Genomic DNA, 16,626 nt, shown 5'->3' with positions numbered 1-16,626 from the left:
CCGCCGCGGGGCACGCTCAGTGTGGCCGCCGCCGCGCACAGCGCCAGTCGTGCCCGCCCGCTCATCGCGTCGCCTCCGCGCTCATCGTGGCCAGGCCTGAGCGCTCCCGGTCGGCCTGCTGCCACAGCGCGTTCAGCGCGCCGCCGCGGGGCACGCTCAGTGTGGCCGCCGCCGCGCACAGCGCCAGTCGTGCCCGCCCGCTCATCGCGTCGCCTCCGCGCTCATCGTGGCCAGGCCCGAGCGCTCCCGGTCGGCCTGCTGCCACAGCGCGTTCAGCGCGCCGCCGCGGGGCACGCTCAGCGCGGTCCAGCCGGCCTCGCGCAGCATGCGCAGCCGCTCGGCGTGCGGATCGCCAGGCCGCGGCACGTCGGTCGCCTCCCGGGCCCAGGTGTCCGGGTCCAGCAGGAAGGCGACGGCGCCGCCGCTGCGCCGGCTCATCCTGGCGACCGTCGCCGCCTGCTCCTCGTCCAGGTCGCCCAGGAAGGCGATCAGCAGGCCCTCGTTGCCACCGCGCAGCATGTCGTACGCCCGGGACAGGCCCGTGCCGTCGGAGTGGTCGATCACCGCGAGGGTGTCCATCATCAGCCCGGCCGCCTCCGCGGTCTCCTGGCCGGCGCCCGCGAACCCGTCGGCGCCCGCACCGGGCACCATGCTGCCGCTGTCGGTCAACAGCCGTACCGAGAAGCCGCGTTCCAGCATGTGCACCAGCACCGAGGCGGTGCCGGAGACGGCCCACTCGAAGGCCGAGTCGGGGCCCGCACCCTCGTAGGCGCCGCCCCGGGTGTCCAGCAGGACCGTGCACCTCGAGCGCCGGGGCTGCTCCTCGCGCCGCACCATCAGCTCGCCGTAGCGCGCGGTGGACCGCCAGTGCACCCGGCGCAGATCGTCGCCGTAGCGGTAGCCGCGCGGGATCACGTCGTCCTCGCCGGCCAGAGCCAGGGAGCGCTGCCGCCCGTCGCCGTACCCCTTCGCCTCGCCGCTGAAGCGGACCGGGAGGAGCGGCTCCACGCGCGGGATGACCGTGAGGGTGTCGAACGTGGAGAAGGAACGGGTCAGTTCGCACATCCCGAACGGGTCCGTCAGCCGCAGTTGCAGCGGGCCCAGCGGATAGCGGCCGCGCAGATCGGAGCGGACCCGGTAGGACACCTCGCGGCGGCCGCCCGGCTCCACCCGGTCCAGCACGAACCGGGGGCGCGGCCCGAGGACGTACGGCACCCGGTCCTGGAGCATCAGCAGGCCGGTGGGCAGCCGGGAGACGTTGTCCATCCGCAGGTGCACCCGGGCCTCGCTGCCGGCCGGCACGCGCGCGGGGGAGAGGCGGCGGGTGCCGGCCACCCGGTAGCGCGTGCGGTAGACCACGGTCGCGCAGATCAGGGGCAGCGCGGCCAGCAGCAGACCGACCCGCAGCAGATCCCGCTGGCCGAGGACGTACGCGCAGATGGCGGCGGCGATCCCGGCCGCCAGGAAGGAGCGGCCACGGGTGGTCAGGCCCGCGAGGGCCGTGCGCACGCCGCCCGCGTCCTCGCGGCCGGCCTCCGTCTGCCCGGCCCCCCCGGGGCCCATCACAGACTCCGCGGGGGCTGCTGGGGATACGCCGGAGCGCCCCGCCCGAGACCGCCGAAGCCGCTCTGCCGGCCCGGCGCGGCGGGCACCGGCGTCTGCTGGAGGATCTCCTGCACGACCTGCTCGGCCGTACGGCGGTTCAGCTGGGCCTGGGCGGTGGGCAGCAGGCGGTGTGCGAGGACGGCGACGGCGAGCGCCTGGACGTCGTCCGGCAGCGCGTACTCCCGGCCGGCCAGGGCCGCGGACGCCTTCGCCGCGCGCAGCAGGTGCAGCGTCGCGCGCGGGGAGGCGCCGAGTCTGAGGTCGGGGTGCGTGCGGGTGGCGGCGACCAGCTCCACCGCGTACCGCCGGACCGGCTCGGCGACGTGCACCCCGCGCACCGCGTCGATCAGCTTCACGATCTCGTGGGCGTGCGCCACCGGCTGCAGGTCCTGAAGCGGACTGACTCCGCCGTGGACGTCGAGCATCTGCAACTCGGCCTCCACGCTGGGATAGCCGACGGAGACGCGGGCCATGAAGCGGTCGCGCTGGGCCTCGGGCAGCGGGTAGGTGCCCTCCATCTCGACCGGGTTCTGCGTGGCCACCACCATGAAGGGGCTGGGCAGTTCGTAGGTCTGCCCGTCGATGGTGACCTGCCGCTCCTCCATGGACTCCAGAAGCGCCGACTGGGTCTTGGGCGAGGCGCGGTTGATCTCGTCGCCGATCACGATCTGCGCGAAGACCGCGCCCGGCTTGAACTCGAAGTCCCGGCGCTGCTGGTCCCAGATGGACACCCCGGTGATGTCCGACGGCAGCAGGTCGGGCGTGAACTGGATGCGACGCACCGAGCAGTCGATGGACCGCGCCAGCGCCTTGGCCAGCATCGTCTTGCCCACGCCGGGGACGTCCTCGATCAGCAGGTGGCCCTCGGCGAGCAGCACGGTCAGCGCGAGCCGTACGACCTCGGGCTTGCCCTCGATCACGCCCTCGACGGACGCGCGCACCCGCTCGACCGTGGCCGTCAGGTCGTCCCCCACCCTCGAATACGCTCGGGCGGGGGCGCCCCCATGGCTCGCTGGATCGTCATAGGTCGACACCCGGCCCTCCTCGGCCCCGTACTTTCCGGGCCGACGCTGTCTGCGAAACCGGCCCACCCCGAAACACGGACACCGCGCGGGAAAAGTTCCGCGCGACGCCACACCCCGCATTCTTGCTGCCGTTACCGATTCGTGTCACTCGCCTGTGGACAACTGCCCGCAGGATGTCGGTGTTACGTCTTTTTCGATCCCGGTTTCGATGCGGGGCGGGCGGGATGTCCCCGGGGCGGCCGGCCGGGGCGGCCGGTCAGGCCGGGTCGACCTCGCGCAGCCGACCCGTGCGCACGTCGAACACGAAACCGCGCACGTCGTCGGTGTGCAGCAGGAACGGCGAGGTGCGCACCCGCTGCATGGACTGGCGGACGTCCTGGTCGACGTCCCGGAAGGCCTCCACCGCCCAGGCCGGCCGCTGGCCGACCTCCATCTCCAGGTCGTGCCGGAAGTCCTCGGTGATGGACTCCATGCCGCAGCCGGTGTGGTGGATGAGGACCACGCTGCGGGTGCCGAGCGCGCGCTGGCTGATGGTCAGGGAGCGGATCACGTCGTCGGTGACCACACCGCCCGCGTTGCGGATGGTGTGACAGTCGCCGAGCTGCAGGCCGAGCGCCTTGTGCAGGTCGAGCCGGGCGTCCATGCAGGCCACGACCGCGACCTTGAGCACGGGGCGGGCGTCCATGCCCGGGTCGGTGAACTCGGCGGCGTACGCCTGGTTCGCCGCGACCAGGCGGTCCGTCACGGTGCCGCCGTCCGTTATGGCGCCTTCGGATCCAGTGGGAGCTGCTGCGGAAGTCGTCATACTCATGACGTTACTGGTCACCGCCGGTGCCGTCTCCCGGTGAGAGCGGGACAAAAAACGTCATCGCGGCGTGTTGTGAGCCACTCCACAGGGAGGGCAAACCTGCTCCGAGCGGGTGAACCCCGTCGAATCCCGGCTCCCGCCCCGATGCGGCGGGCGACGCGCAGGCCGGTTGATTGACCGCGAGACACCGTGGACTAAAGTGGCGCGAAGCGGGAGGCGTGGCTCTCCCTGCTGGTGAAACCCCCGGAGACCCCGGCTCGCCCCCGGACCGTCTCCCCACGTGCGCGGCGCGTACGTACGGCTCGGCCTCCTCCCGCTCCCGGTCCGGCTGACGCTTCCGGCGCCGGCAGGCCTTTCCTCGACGAGCTGGCGGGGACCCGGCGGTGCGTGCGGCCCGCGCCGGACGACGAGAGGCCCCCAGACGATGAACGAGCGCGAAGCGCTTCCGCGTGAGAGCGGTGGTGGGCGACAGGAGGGACAGGGCCGGCACGTCCCGGTGATGCTCCAGCGGTGCCTGGATCTGCTGGCGCCCGCCCTGGAGTGCCCAGGAGCGGTGGTCGTCGACTGCACCCTCGGCCTCGGCGGACACAGCGAGGCGCTGCTGGCCCGGTTCCCCGAGGCCCGGCTGATCGGGCTCGACCGGGACAAGGAGGCGCTGCGGCTGTCCGGCGAGCGGCTGGCGCCCTACGGCGAGCGCGCCACCCTCGTGCACGCCGTCTACGACGAACTGCCCGAGGTGCTGCGCCGGCTCCGAATCGCGCGCGTGCAGGGCGTCCTGTTCGACCTCGGGGTCTCCTCCATGCAGCTGGACGAGGCCGGGCGCGGCTTCGCCTACGCCCAGGACGCGCCCCTGGACATGCGGATGGACCAGACGACCGGCATCAGCGCCGCCGAGGTCCTCAACACCTACCCGGCGGGCGAACTCGTGCGGATCCTGCGCGCGTACGGCGAGGAGAAGCAGGCCAAGCGGATCGTGTCCGCGATCGTGCGCGAGCGCGAGAAGGAGCCGTTCAGCAACAGCGCTCGGCTGGTGGAGCTGATCCGCGACGCGCTGCCGCAGGCCGCCAAGCGCACCGGCGGCAACCCGGCCAAGCGCACCTTCCAGGCGCTGCGCATCGAGGTCAACGGCGAACTGTCCGTCCTGGAGCGGGCGATCCCGGCCGCGGTGAAGGCCCTGGACGTCGGCGGCCGCATCGCCGTGCTGTCGTACCACTCGCTGGAGGACCGTCTGGTCAAGCAGGTCTTCGCGGCCGGCGCGGCCTCCACCGCACCCCCCGGCCTGCCGGTCGTGCCGGAGCGCTACCAGCCGCGGCTCAAGCTGCTCACCCGGGGTGCCGAACTTCCCACCGAGGAAGAGGTCGCCGAGAACCGCCGGGCCGCCCCGGCCAGGCTGCGCGGCGCGGAACGCATCAGGGAGGACGCCGAGTGACCGAGACGGGCCGGTTGGATTCCCGAACCGATGGGGGCAGCCGCGTGGACTCCCCGCCCGACCGGGGCGCCTGTGCGGGTTCCCGGGCCGGCCGGGGGCGCCGGAGGGACCCCCGGGCACGACGAGGAGGCTCCGCGGGCTTCCGGACCCGCCGGGGGAGCCGTGCGTAGGAAACCCCAGCTGAAGGGGCGCGCCGCCCGGCTCGCGCGGCTCCTCCCGGCCGGCCGGGCCCGGGCCGCCCGCACCCCGTTCGTGCTGCTCGTCGTCCTGCTCCTCGGCGGCGGCCTGATCGGGCTGCTGATGCTCAACTCCGCCCTCAGCGAAGGCTCGTTCAAGCTCGCCGACCTGCAGAAGCAGACGAAGAACCTCACCGACGAGGAACAGGCGCTGCAGCGGGACATCGACGCCTACTCGTCCCCCGACGCCCTCCAGCGCCGCGCCCGCCAGCTCGGCATGGTCCCCGGCGGCGACCCGGCCTTCCTCGGCCCCGACGGCAGGGTCAAGGGCGTCCCGAGCCCCGCCCCCGAGTCCGCCGCCTTCAGCGACCCGGTCGCCCCCGAGGTCCTGACCCCGGCCCCCGACCCCTCCCTGCCCCCGGCCACACCCGGCGCCCCCGCCTCGGCCGTCCCCGCCCCGGCCACGCCCGGCGCCGCCACACCGCTCCAGGGACTGACCCAGCCCACCCCCTCGGTCTCCGCGGCGGCCGTACCCCCGCCCCCCGCCAGATCCCAGCCCACCCCCACCCCGACCCCCGGCAGGTGACGGAAGTGTCCGACAGGGAACCGCCGCGCCGACGTGTGCCCGGGCCCGCCAGGCCGCCGCGGCCGAGGAGTGCCGCGCGGCGGCAGCCCGTGCCCGGCGCCCGTCCGGCCCGGCGCCCGAGCGGGGCCCGCCCCATGCCCGCGCCCCCGCTCCGGCTCGGCAGCCCCCGGCCCCGGCTGCGCATGGTCAGCCTCACGCTCACCCTGGTCCTGATCGCCTTCGTGGTACGGCTGCTCCAGGTGCAGGGCGTCGACGCGAGCGCGTACGCCGCGCGGGCCGAGCAGAACCGGTATGTCGTGCACACGCTGGCCGCCGAGCGCGGCGGGATCACCGACCGCAACGGCGTGGCCCTCGCCATCAGCGAGGACGCCTACGACATCACGGCCGACCCGACGATGTTCAGCAGGAAACAGCTGAAGATCGGTGACGGCCCGGAGCAGGCCGCCGCGCTGCTCTCGCCGATCCTTGGGCAGAGCCAGGCCGACCTCGTGAAGAAGCTGCGGCCGAAGAACCCCGACTCCCGCTACGCCCGGCTCGCCACCCGGCAGACCCCGCAGGTCTGGAAGCAGATCAAGGACCTGAAGACCGCGCTCGCCGACAAGGCCGAGACCGACAAGAACACCGTCAACGTGCTCGCCGGCGTCTTCGCCGACCCCAGCAGCCAGCGCGTGTACCCCAACGGCGACCTCGCCGCCGGGATACTGGGCTGGGTCAACGCCGACGGCAAGGGCGGCGGCGGCATCGAGCAGGAGCTGAACAAGCAGCTCACGGGGAAGGACGGCAAGATCCGGTACGCCCAGTCGGGCGGCCGCGAGGTGCCGACCGCAGGCTCCAACGAGACGCCCGCCGTGCCCGGTTCCGACGTCGAGCTGACCATCGACCGCGACATCCAGTGGGCCGCGCAGAACGCCATCACCGAGCAGGTGAAGAAGTCCAGGGCCGACCGCGGTTACGTCATCGTCCAGGACACCCGCACCGGCCAGATCCTGGCCATGGCCAACGCGCCCGGCTTCGACCCCAACGACCTGTCGAAGGCCGACGGCGCCGCCCTGGGCAACGCCGCCCTGCAGGACGCCTACGAGCCCGGCTCCACCGCCAAGGTGATGTCCATGGCGGCCGTGCTGCAGGAGAACGCGGCGACGCCGCTCACCCACGTCGTCGTACCCAACCGGCTGCACCGCGGCGACCGGCTCTTCTCCGACGACGTCGACCACGGCACCTGGTACCTCACGCTGAACGGCGTCCTCGCCAAGTCCAGCAACATCGGCACCATCCTGGCCACCGGCCAGCTCGGCAAGACGCAGCCCGAGGCCAACAAGGTCCTCTACTCGTACCTGCGCAGGTTCGGCATCGGCGGCTACACCGGGCTCGGCTTCCCCGGCGAGACGCCCGGCATCCTCGCGCCGTACCAGAAGTGGTCCACCTCGCAGCAGTACACGATTCCTTTCGGCCAGGGTTTCTCCCTCAACGCGATGCAGGCCGCCTCCGTGTACTCGACCATCGCCAACGGCGGGGTGCGGATCCAGCCGACCCTGGTGCGCGGCACCAAGGGTCCCGACGGGCGCTTCACCCCCGCGCCCAGGCCCAAGCAGACGCGGGTGGTCAGCGAGAAGACCGCCAAGACGCTGGCGCAGATGCTGGAGTCCGTGGTGGACGACGAGCAGGGCACCGGCGCCAAGGCGCGCATCCCCGGCTACAACGTCGCCGGCAAGACCGGCACGGCCAACCGTGTGGATCCGGCCACCGGCCGGTACCGCGGCTACACGTCGTCGTTCGCCGGTTTCGCGCCCGCCGACAACCCCCGGATCACCGTCTACTGCGCCATCCAGAACGCCACCTCGGGCAACTACTTCGGCGGCCAGATCTGCGGCCCCATCTACAAGCAGGTGATGGAGTTCGCCCTGAAGACCCTCCAGGTGCCGCCGACCGGCGCGCCGGCCGCGAACCTGCCCGTCGACTACAAGCCCTGATCAGCACCGGAACACCAGGAACGAACCCGTGACGACGATCACCCCGGACCCCGGGAACCAAGGCGCCCGCAGCCCCTCGCTTCGCTCCGGACGGGGTACGCCCGGTACGCTCACCGCCGTGCCACACGCTGATCAGTCCCAAACCACCCAGAAAGGCGCTTCCGTGACATACCCGGGACCGCCGCGACCGGTCGAGGTCTCCGCCACACCCCTTGCGGAACTGGCCGATCAGCTGGGTGCCGCCGCTCCTGAGGCCGACGCCGGGATCACGGGGATCACCCACGACTCGCGCGCCGTCCGCCCCGGCGACCTGTACGCCGCCCTCCCGGGCGCCCGCCTGCACGGCGCCGACTTCGTCACCCAGGCCGCCGGGCTCGGCGCGGCCGCCGTGCTCACCGACCCGACGGGCGCCGAGCGCGCCGCCGCCACCGGGCTGCCGGTCCTGGTCGTCGACGACCCGCGCGGGCGGATGGGCGAGCTGGCGGCGACGATCTACGGCCACCCGGGCCGCGACCTGCTCCAGATCGGCATCACCGGCACCTCCGGCAAGACCACCACCGCCTACCTCGTCGAGGGCGGGCTGAGGACCGCGAAGTCCACCGGTCTCGTCGGCACGGTCGAGATGCGCATCGGCGACGAGCGCATCAAGTCCGAGCGCACCACCCCCGAGGCCACCGACCTGCAGGCCCTGTTCGCCGTCATGCGCGAGCGTGGCGTCGAGGCGGTCGCCATGGAGGTCTCCAGCCACGCCCTGGTGCTCGGCCGGGTCGACGGCTGCGTCTTCGACGTCGCCGTGTTCACCAACCTCAGCCCGGAACACATGGAGTTCCACTCCGACATGGAGGACTACTTCCGGGCCAAGGCACAGTTGTTCACGCCGGAGCGCAGCAAACTGGGTGTGGTCAACGCCGACGACGAGTACGGCCGCCGGCTCGCCCAGGAGGCCACCGTGCCGGTCGTCACCTACTCCGCCGAGGGCCACCCCGACGCCGACTGGCGCGCCGAGCACGTCCAGGTCGGCCCCATGGACTCGACGTTCACCGTGCTCGGCCCGAACGGCGAGCGGATCCAGGCCAAGTCGCCGCTGCCGGGCCCCTTCAACGTGGCGAACACCCTCGCCGCCGTCGTCGCCCTCGCCGCCGCCGGTCTCGACCCGCAGACCGCCGCCGACGGCGTCGCCGCCGTCCCGGGCGTCCCCGGCCGGCTGGAGCGCGTCGACGCCGGGCAGCCCTACCTCGCGGTCGTCGACTACGCCCACAAGACCGACGCCGTCGAGTCCGTGCTCAAGGCGCTGCGCAAGGTCACCAAGGGCCGGCTGCACGTCGTCCTCGGCTGCGGCGGCGACCGCGACCGGACCAAGCGGGCGCCGATGGGCGCCGCCGTGGCCCGGCTCGCCGACACGGCCGTACTGACCTCCGACAACCCCCGCTCCGAGGACCCGCTCGCGATCCTCGCGACCATGCTCCAGGGCGCCGCCTCGGTGCCCGCGCACGAGCGCGGCGAGGTGCTCCTGTTCGAGGACCGGGCCGCCGCGATCGCCGCCGCCGTGGGGCGCGCCCGGGCCGGCGACACCGTGCTGGTCGCGGGCAAGGGCCACGAGCAGGGCCAGGACATCGCCGGCGTGGTCCGTCCCTTCGACGACCGCCAGGTGCTCCGCGAAGCCATCCAGAAGACCCAGGGATGAAAATCCCGAAGATCCAGGGGATGAACTTGTGATCGCCCTCTCCCTCGCCGAGATCGCAGCAGTCGTCGGCGGGCAGACGCACGACATACCGGATCCGTCCGTCCAGGTCACGGGACCGGTCGTCCGGGACTCCCGTGACGTGGCGCCCGGCAGCCTGTTCGTCGCCTTCGTCGGCGAACGCGTGGACGGCCACGACTTCGCCGCGCAGGTGATCGAGGCCGGCGCGGCCGCCGTACTGGCGTCCCGACCGGTCGGCGTGCCCGCGATCGTGGTCGAGGACGTGCAGACCGCGCTCGGCGCCCTCGCCCGGCACGTCGTACGCCGGCTCGGCGCGACCCTCGTCGCCCTGACCGGCTCGGCGGGCAAGACCAGCACCAAGGACCTGATCGCCCAGGTCCTCGGGCGCAAGGCGCCGACGGTGTTCACGCCCGGCTCGCTCAACAACGAGATCGGGCTGCCGCTGACCGCCCTGTCCGCCACCGAGGAAACCCGGTTCCTGGTACTGGAGATGGGCGCCCGCGGGATCGGGCACATCCGCTACCTCACCGAGCTGACCCCGCCGCGGATCGGTCTGGTCCTCAACGTCGGCACCGCCCACATCGGCGAGTTCGGCGGCCGGGAGCAGATCGCCCAGGCCAAGGGCGAGTTGGTGGAGGCGCTGCCCGCCGCCGACGAGGGCGGGATCGCGGTCCTCAACGCCGACGACCCGCTGGTGCGGGCCATGGCCTCCCGTACCAAGGCGAAGGTGGTCCTTTTCGGAGAGTCGGCCGAAGCGGACGTACGCGCCGAGAACGTGCGACTCACGGACAGCGGACAGCCGTCCTTCAGGCTTCACACACCCTCCGGTGCAAGCGATGTGACCATGCGCCTGTACGGTGAGCACCACGTGTCGAACGCGCTCGCCGCGGCCGCCGTCGCCCATGAGCTGGGCATGTCCGCGGAAGAGATCGCCACCGCGCTCTCCGAGGCGGGCTCCCTCTCCCGCTGGCGCATGGAGGTCACCGAGCGCCCGGACGGCGTGACCATCGTCAACGACGCCTACAACGCCAACCCCGAGTCCATGCGGGCCGCCCTTCGGGCGCTCGCGGCCATGGGCAAGGGGCGCCGCACGTGGGCGGTGCTCGGCAAGATGGCCGAGCTGGGGGACGAGGCGCTCGCCGAGCACGACGCCGTCGGACGGCTCGCCGTCCGGCTCAACGTCAGCAAGCTCGTCGCCGTCGGGGGGATTGAGGCCTCCTGGCTGCAACTGGGCGCATATAACGAGGGTTCGTGGGGTGAGGAGTCGGTGCACGTGTCCGACGCACAGGCGGCGATCGACCTGTTGCGCAGCGAGTTGCGCCCGGGGGACGTCGTGCTCGTGAAGGCGTCCCGTTCGGTGGGTCTGGAGAGCGTTGCCCAGGCGCTCGCCGAGACCGGTGCCGAGGGCGAGGTTGCCGCCCGATGATGAAGCAGATCCTGTTCTCAGGAGTCATTGGCCTCTTCCTGACGCTGATCGGCACCCCGCTGCTGATCAAGCTCCTCGCCCGCAAGGGCTACGGCCAGTACATCCGTGACGACGGACCGCGCGAGCACGCCAGCAAGCGCGGTACGCCGACCATGGGCGGTATCGCCTTCATCCTGGCGACCATCGCGGCGTACTTCCTGAGCAAGCTCATCACCGGTTACCCGCCCACCTACTCCGGGCTGCTCGTCCTCGGCCTGATGTTCGGCATGGGCCTGGTCGGCTTCCTCGACGACTACATCAAGATCGTCAAGCGGCGTTCGCTGGGCCTGCGGGCCAAGGCGAAGATGGCCGGCCAGCTCATCGTCGGCATCTCCTTCGCGGTGCTGTCGCTGATGTTCTCCGACGCGCGCGGCAACACCCCGGCCTCCACCAAGCTGTCCTTCATCACCGACTTCGGCTGGTCGATCGGCCCGGTGCTGTTCGTGATCTGGGCGCTGTTCATGATCCTCGCGATGTCGAACGGCGTGAACCTCACCGACGGTCTGGACGGCCTGGCCACCGGCGCCTCCGTGCTCGTCTTCGGCGCCTACACGTTCATCGGCGTCTGGCAGTTCCAGGAGTCCTGCGCCAACGCGCAGACCCTGACCAACCCGGCCGCCTGCTACGAGGTGCGCGACCCGCTCGACCTCGCGGTGATCGCCTCCGCGCTGATGGGCGCCTGCCTGGGCTTCCTGTGGTGGAACACCTCGCCGGCGAAGATCTTCATGGGTGACACCGGCTCGCTCGCCCTCGGCGGCGTCCTCACCGGCCTGGCCATCCTCTCCCGCACGGAGCTGCTGCTGGCCATCATGGGCGGCCTGTTCGTCCTCATCACCATGTCGGTCGTCATCCAGGTCGGCTCCTTCCGGCTCACCGGAAAGCGCGTCTTCCGGATGGCACCGCTCCAGCACCACTTCGAACTCAAGGGCTGGTCCGAAGTCCTGGTGGTGGTCCGCTTCTGGATCATCCAGGGCATCTGTGTCATCGTCGGACTGGGCCTCTTCTACGCAGGATGGGCAGCGGACAAGTGACCCCCACCTCGGAGCTTGCCGACTTCCAGGGCAAGCGCGTCACCGTCGCCGGGCTCGGCGTCTCCGGCATCCCGGCGGCGAAGGCGCTGCACGCGCGCGGGGCGATCGTCACGGTCGTCAACGACGGCGACGACGCACGCGCGCGTGAACAGGCCGCGGAGCTCCAGGCGCTCGGCATCACCGTGCGCCTCGGTGACGGCGCGACCCTGCCGCAGGGCACCGAGCTGATCGTCACCGCGCCCGGCTGGAAGCCCGACAAGCCGCTGTTCCAGGCGGCCGAGAAGGCCGGTGTGCCCGTCTGGGGCGATGTGGAGCTGGCCTGGCGGCTGCGCGGCCCCGGCGCGGCCCCCTGGCTCGCCGTCACGGGCACCAACGGCAAGACCACCACCGTCCAGATGCTCGCGTCGATCCTGAAGGCCGCCGGGCTGCGCACGGCCGCCGTCGGCAACATCGGCGTCTCCCTGCTGGACGTGGTCCTCGGCGAGGAGGAGTACGACGTCCTCGCCGTGGAGCTGTCCAGCTACCAGCTGCACTGGGCGCCCTCGCTGCGCGCCCACTCGGCCGCGGTCCTCAACCTCGCCCCGGACCACCTCGACTGGCACGGCTCCATGGAGGCGTACGCGCGCGACAAGGGCCGCATCTACGAAGGCAATCGGGTCGCCTGCGTCTACAACGCGGCCGACAAGCGCACCGAGGAGCTGGTGCGCGAGGCCGACGTCGAGGAGGGCTGCCGTGCCGTCGGCTTCACCCTCGGCACCCCCGCGCCCTCCCAACTCGGCGTCGTGGACGGCATCCTGGTCGACCGCGCCTTCGTGGCGGACCGGCAGAAGAACGCCCAGGAGCTGGCCGAGGTCTGCGACGTCAACCCGCCGGCCCCGCACAACATCGCCAACGCCCTTGCCGCGGCGGCCCTCGCGCGTGCCTTCGGGGTGCCCGCCAGGGCCGTACGCGAGGGCCTGCGGGCCTTCCGGCCGGACGCGCACCGCATCGCGCACGTCGCCGACCTCGACGGGGTGGCGTACGTGGACGACTCCAAGGCGACCAACACCCATGCCGCGGAAGCCTCGTTGGCGGCATATGAACCGATCGTATGGATTGCGGGCGGTCTGGCGAAGGGCGCGACCTTCGACGAGCTGGTCGCCAAGTCGGCCAAGCGGCTGCGCGGCGCCGTCCTGATCGGCGCCGATCGTGCCCTGATCCGCGACGCCCTCGCGCGACACGCGCCGGAAGTCCCCGTGGTCGACGTCGACCGGACCGACACTGGGGCGATGCTCCAGGCGGTGACGGAAGCGAAGCGGCTCGCACAGCCCGGCGACACGGTGCTGCTGGCCCCGGCATGCGCCTCCATGGACATGTTCACCAACTACAACCAGCGCGGTGACGCGTTCGCGGCGGCGGTCCGCGAACTCGAAGCGGGCGCCTGACCGCGGGTCTCGGCCACACAGGGTGCTTCGGGACCCTCGAAGGAACGGGAGACTCGGATGTGGCTGAGGTCGGGAGGAGCCGGTGATGTCCGGTAGCCGTACAGGTCGTCCTCCGGCCGGGCGGGCCGTCAAGCGGCCCCCCGCGCCGCGCCTTCCGCGCGAGAACCCCGTACAGCGCCTCTACACCCGCGCCCGCCGGGCCTGGGACCGGCCGCTGACCGCCTACTACCTGATCGTCGGCGGCACCCTGCTGATCACCGTACTGGGTCTGGTGATGGTCTACTCGGCCTCCCAGATCACCGCGCTGCAGCTCTCGCTGCCCGGGTCGTACTTCTTCCGCAAGCAGTTCCTCGCCGCGCTCATCGGCGGCGTGCTGCTGTTCGCGGCCTCCCGCATGCCGGTGAAGCTGCACCGGGCGCTCGCCTACCCGATCCTCGCCGCCGCCGTCTTCCTGATGGTCCTGGTGCAGATCCCCGGGATAGGGATGGCGGTCAACGGCAACCAGAACTGGATCTCCCTCGGCGGCTCGTTCCAGATCCAGCCCAGCGAGTTCGGCAAGCTGGCCCTGGTGCTGTGGGGCGCTGACCTGATCGCCCGCAAGCAGGAGAAGAAGCTGCTGACCCAGTGGAAGCACATGCTGGTGCCGCTGGTCCCGGTCGCGTTCATGCTGCTCGGGCTGATCATGCTCGGCGGCGACATGGGTACGACGATCATCCTGACGGCGATCCTGTTCGGGCTGCTCTGGCTCGCGGGGGCGCCGACCCGGCTGTTCTCCGGGGTGCTGAGCGTCGCCGGGCTGCTCGCCGCGCTCGCCATCTGGTCCAGCCCGCACCGGCTGAACCGGCTCAGCTGCATCGCCGCCACCGACCCCGGCCCGAACGACATGTGCTGGCAGGGCGCGCACGGCATCTACGCCCTCGCCTCCGGCGGACTCTTCGGATCCGGTCTCGGCGCGAGTGTGGAAAAATGGGGGCAACTCCCGGAAGCGCACACCGACTTCATCTTCGCCGTCACCGGTGAGGAACTGGGCCTGGCGGGGACGCTGTCGGTGCTCGCCCTGTTCGCGGCTCTAGGCTATGCGGGTATCCGCGTGGCCGGACGCACGGAGGACCCCTTCGTGAGGTACGCCGCGGGAGGCGTGACCACCTGGATCACCGCCCAGGCGGTGATCAACATCGGTGCGGTGCTCGGTCTGCTGCCGATCGCCGGCGTGCCCCTCCCGCTGTTCTCCTACGGAGGGTCCGCCCTGCTGCCGACCATGTTCGCCATCGGGCTGCTGATCGCCTTCGCGCGCGACGAGCCCGCTGCGCGGGCGGCGCTTGCGATGCGGCAACCTCGCTTTGGTAGAAAGCGGGGGACTGGGGGCTCCGGGTCCGGTCGGAGTCCCCGGAGATGGAACACGATGCGACGGCGTGCCTCGGCGGCGCGTCCGTCCGGAGAGCGGTGAATTTCGGTGCATGTCGTACTCGCCGGTGGGGGGACCGCCGGCCACATCGAGCCCGCGCTCGCCCTCGCGGACGCCCTGCGCAGGCAGGACCCGACCGTGGGGATCACGGCCCTGGGCACGGAGCGCGGCCTGGAGACCCGGCTCGTCCCCGAGCGCGGCTACGAACTCGCGCTGATCCCGGCGGTGCCGCTGCCCCGCAAGCCGACGCCCGAGCTGATCACCGTCCCGGGCCGGCTGCGCGGCACCATCAAGGCCGCCGAGCAGATCCTGGAGCGCACCAAGGCGGACTGCGTGGTCGGTTTCGGCGGCTATGTCGCCCTGCCCGGCTATCTGGCCGCCAAGCGGCTCGGTGTGCCCATCGTGATCCACGAGGCCAACGCCCGCCCCGGCCTGGCCAACAAGATCGGCTCGCGGTACGCGGCCCGGGTCGCCGTCTCCACGCCGGACAGCAAGCTGCGCGACGCCCGCTACATCGGCATCCCGCTGCGCCGCTCCATCGCCACGCTGGACCGCGCCGCCGTCCGCCCCGAGGCCCGCCACCGCTTCGGCCTCGACCCGAACCTGCCCACGCTGCTGGTCTCTGGAGGCTCCCAGGGCGCCCGGCGCCTGAACGAGGTGACGCAGGCGGTCGCCCCCTGGCTCCAGCAGGCCGGCATCCAGATCCTGCACGCGGTCGGCCCGAAGAACGAACTGCCGCAGGTGCACCAGATGCCGGGAATGCCCCCCTATGTCCCGGTAAGTTACCTGGACCGGATGGACCTCGCGTACGCCGCGGCGGACATGATGCTCTGCCGCGCGGGCGCGATGACCGTCGCCGAACTCTCCGCCGTCGGGCTCCCGGCCGCGTACGTCCCGCTGCCGATCGGCAACGGCGAACAGCGGCTCAACGCCCAGCCGGTGGTGAAGGCCGGCGGCGGACTCCTCGTCGACGACGCGGAACTCACGCCCGAGTGGGTGCAGCAGAACGTCCTGCCCGTGCTCGCCGATCCGCACCGGCTGTACGAGATGTCCCGCGCGGCAAGCGAGTTCGGCCGCCGGGACGCCGACGAACTGCTCGTCGGCATGGTGTACGAGGCGATCGCCTCACGCCGTTAGGACCATATGACGAAGGGGCAGTGAGTGTGGCCGGACAGACGACCGCCGAGCGCGGTGAACGCCAGCAGGAGTCGTCCGGCCCGCCGCCCGCCCGCAGGCTCCGGCGGCCGCGCCTTCGTACGATCGTCATCCTGGCGGTAGTTGCCGTGCTGCTCGGGGCCGGCGGCGTCTGGGTGCTGTACGGCTCGTCCTGGGTGCGCGTCCGGCATGTCTCGGTGTCCGGCACGCGCGTGCTGACTCCCGCGGAGGTGCGGGCCGCGGCGGCCGTACCGGTCGGAGCGCCGATGATGTCCGTCGACACCGACCGCATCGAAGCCCGACTTCGCCGGAAATTGCCCCGAATTGACACCGCCCGCGTCGTGCGCGCCTGGCCCCATGGGATCGGTCTGAAAGTGACCGAGCGCAGTCCGGTGCTGCTGGTCCGAAAAGGACGGGACTTCATCGAAGTCGACCACGAAGGTGTCCGGTTCGCTACGGTTTCGCAGGCGCCGGACGGTATTCCCCTGCTGGAAATGTCCGTGTCCCGCACGGGTACGGGCGCCGCGAGCTTCCGCCGCTTCGGCACCGACCGGCTCGTGCGCGAGGCCGTCCGGGTCGCGGGCGACCTGCCGGCAGCGGTGGCGCGGGAGACCCGGACCGTCCAAGTCCGTTCCTACGACGACATCTCGCTGGAGTTGGCCGGCGGTCGCACGGTCGCCTGGGGCAGCAGCGAGAACGGCCGCGCCAAGGCACGGACCCTCGCAGCTCTCATGAAAGCAGCTCCCCGCGCAGGGCACTTGGATGTCAGCGTTCCCACCGCCCCGGCCTCTTCGGGGAGTTGACGCGCATCAGCGCAGGCCAGCACCCTGGTTGGGCACTGCTTC

At 72.0% G+C, this 16,626-nt stretch carries 14 protein-coding genes; 10 read left to right on the top strand and 4 right to left on the bottom strand.

The window, feature by feature from the left end:
* Positions 1–61: 61 nt before the first annotated feature.
* The 4 genes from AB0950_RS15845 to AB0950_RS15830 form a co-directional block, all read right to left on the bottom strand.
* Complete coding sequence (locus tag AB0950_RS15845) at positions 62–205, bottom strand: hypothetical protein (protein WP_360150027.1); 144 nt, start codon at positions 203–205, stop codon at positions 62–64.
* Positions 202–1,563 carry a DUF58 domain-containing protein gene (locus tag AB0950_RS15840; RefSeq protein WP_366778717.1) on the bottom strand — a complete coding sequence of 454 codons (1,362 nt, stop codon included), beginning with the start codon at positions 1,561–1,563 and terminating at the stop codon, positions 202–204. Before AB0950_RS15840 ends, AB0950_RS15845 begins: the two co-directional genes overlap by 4 nt.
* Complete coding sequence (locus AB0950_RS15835; RefSeq protein WP_360150033.1) at positions 1,563–2,579, bottom strand: MoxR family ATPase; 1,017 nt, start codon at positions 2,577–2,579, stop codon at positions 1,563–1,565. The genes AB0950_RS15840 and AB0950_RS15835 overlap by 1 nt, the downstream gene beginning before the upstream one ends.
* 307 nt (positions 2,580–2,886) lie before the next feature.
* Positions 2,887–3,435 (bottom strand): carbonic anhydrase, encoded by a 549-nt coding sequence (locus AB0950_RS15830; RefSeq protein ID WP_360150036.1) that lies wholly within the window; start codon positions 3,433–3,435, stop codon positions 2,887–2,889.
* 499 nt (positions 3,436–3,934) lie between these two features.
* Here AB0950_RS15830 and rsmH point away from each other — a divergent pair, with 499 nt between their 5' ends.
* The 10 genes from rsmH to AB0950_RS15780 all read left to right on the top strand — a co-directional run bounded on the left by rsmH (position 3,935) and on the right by AB0950_RS15780 (position 16,584).
* A complete protein-coding gene (gene rsmH, locus AB0950_RS15825; protein ID WP_360150967.1) occupies positions 3,935–4,867 on the top strand; it encodes a 16S rRNA (cytosine(1402)-N(4))-methyltransferase RsmH in 933 nt (310 codons plus the stop codon).
* A gap of 162 nt (positions 4,868–5,029) precedes the next feature.
* Positions 5,030–5,629, top strand: a complete 600-nt coding sequence (locus AB0950_RS15820; RefSeq protein WP_366778716.1) for a septum formation initiator family protein — start codon at positions 5,030–5,032, stop codon at positions 5,627–5,629.
* A 5-nt stretch (positions 5,630–5,634) separates the two neighbouring features.
* On the top strand, positions 5,635–7,599 hold the full coding sequence (locus AB0950_RS15815; RefSeq protein ID WP_360150042.1) for a penicillin-binding protein 2: 1,965 nt from the start codon (positions 5,635–5,637) through the stop codon (positions 7,597–7,599).
* 163 nt (positions 7,600–7,762) lie between these two features.
* Positions 7,763–9,283, top strand: coding sequence for a UDP-N-acetylmuramoyl-L-alanyl-D-glutamate--2,6-diaminopimelate ligase (locus AB0950_RS15810; RefSeq protein WP_360150045.1), 1,521 nt, complete (start codon positions 7,763–7,765; stop codon positions 9,281–9,283).
* A gap of 28 nt (positions 9,284–9,311) precedes the next feature.
* Entirely contained in the window at positions 9,312–10,727 is a 1,416-nt protein-coding gene (murF, locus tag AB0950_RS15805) for a UDP-N-acetylmuramoyl-tripeptide--D-alanyl-D-alanine ligase (protein WP_360150047.1), read from the top strand.
* Entirely contained in the window at positions 10,724–11,797 is a 1,074-nt protein-coding gene (gene mraY / locus AB0950_RS15800) for a phospho-N-acetylmuramoyl-pentapeptide-transferase (protein ID WP_360150049.1), read from the top strand. Before murF ends, mraY begins: the two co-directional genes overlap by 4 nt.
* Positions 11,779–13,221 (top strand): UDP-N-acetylmuramoyl-L-alanine--D-glutamate ligase, encoded by a 1,443-nt coding sequence (gene murD, locus AB0950_RS15795; RefSeq protein ID WP_360150052.1) that lies wholly within the window; start codon positions 11,779–11,781, stop codon positions 13,219–13,221. The genes mraY and murD overlap by 19 nt, the downstream gene beginning before the upstream one ends.
* Before the next feature lie 85 nt (positions 13,222–13,306).
* Positions 13,307–14,668 (top strand): putative lipid II flippase FtsW, encoded by a 1,362-nt coding sequence (ftsW, locus tag AB0950_RS15790; RefSeq protein WP_360150055.1) that lies wholly within the window; start codon positions 13,307–13,309, stop codon positions 14,666–14,668.
* A 6-nt stretch (positions 14,669–14,674) separates the two neighbouring features.
* Positions 14,675–15,763, top strand: a complete 1,089-nt coding sequence (gene murG / locus AB0950_RS15785; RefSeq protein ID WP_360150058.1) for an undecaprenyldiphospho-muramoylpentapeptide beta-N-acetylglucosaminyltransferase — start codon at positions 14,675–14,677, stop codon at positions 15,761–15,763.
* Positions 15,764–15,789: 26 nt separating this feature from the next.
* Complete coding sequence (locus AB0950_RS15780; protein ID WP_360150061.1) at positions 15,790–16,584, top strand: FtsQ-type POTRA domain-containing protein; 795 nt, start codon at positions 15,790–15,792, stop codon at positions 16,582–16,584.
* Positions 16,585–16,626: the final 42 nt, after the last annotated feature.

Source organism: Streptomyces sp. NPDC007189 (assembly GCF_040703635.1).
GTDB lineage: Bacteria > Actinomycetota > Actinomycetes > Streptomycetales > Streptomycetaceae > Streptomyces.
The sequence above is the reverse complement of the archived record's forward strand: the minus strand, read 5'-3'. Positions and strand labels throughout refer to the sequence as shown.